Genomic DNA, 778 nt, shown 5'->3' with positions numbered 1-778 from the left:
GGGGTCCGCGGCAAAGAGGCGCGCGTTCTCGATCGTGCGGATGGCCGCGACGTCGCCCCCTTCGAGCGCGCCCGCGATTTCGTCGGCCGTGCGCACAGCTTTGATCTGCGGGTTTCTTGCCAGTTGATCGCGCATATAAGCCGAGACGTGCGCCTCGAAGGTTATTGCCTGCTCGGGCGAGAGCTCGTCGGGGACAAAGCACGCGAAGCACTGCGCCCAAGGCGTGGGGCCGATCTTCTCGAGCGAGATGTGGCAATGGCTGTGCGCGAGGTCGCGGCAGCCGGCGGGGTCTGCCTCGTCGCCGGGCCCGTAGAAGTCGTGGCCGTAAGCCGCGCGCAACTCGGCGGGGAGGCTCTGCCACGCGATGCGGTCGGCAGTGTCGCAATGCAGGTCGAGCACGGGGACGGGCGCGGTGCGGGTATCGGTGTCGGCTGGCGTCATGTCTTCTCCTTAGGACGAGTTGGGGTTATCGTAGCTCCACTCGCTCGTAGGCAAAAAGGGCGTGACGTCTGTTTGCATCTGCCTCGCGTGCGGGAATCCTCGACCGTCGGTAAAGTCGCACGGGAATCCGGGAGCGTCGGTACCGATAGCTTGCATTTCCGGTGTGCTCTTTACCGACGGTCGAGGATTCTGGTGAGAAATGCCCTATTTGGAACGCTGACGCACCGGAATCCGGGAGTGTCGGTACCGAAGGTCCGGTGTTTTGGGGATCGTGCTACCGATGGTCGAGCTACGTCCATAAAGTGGTGTAAATAGCAGTGGCGGGCCAGAGGCCCGC

Annotated in this window: 1 pseudogene; it reads right to left on the bottom strand. The window is 63.8% G+C overall.

Going from position 1 to position 778, the window contains the following annotated elements:
• A pseudogene (locus ACT84W_RS05795) lies at window positions 1–441 on the bottom strand (dipeptidase); the annotation flags it as partial.
• Window positions 442–778: the final 337 nt, after the last annotated feature.

It is taken from the genome of Paratractidigestivibacter sp. (assembly GCF_052362415.1).
Taxonomy (GTDB): domain Bacteria; phylum Actinomycetota; class Coriobacteriia; order Coriobacteriales; family Atopobiaceae; genus Paratractidigestivibacter.
The sequence above is the reverse complement of the archived record's forward strand: the minus strand, read 5'-3'. Positions and strand labels throughout refer to the sequence as shown.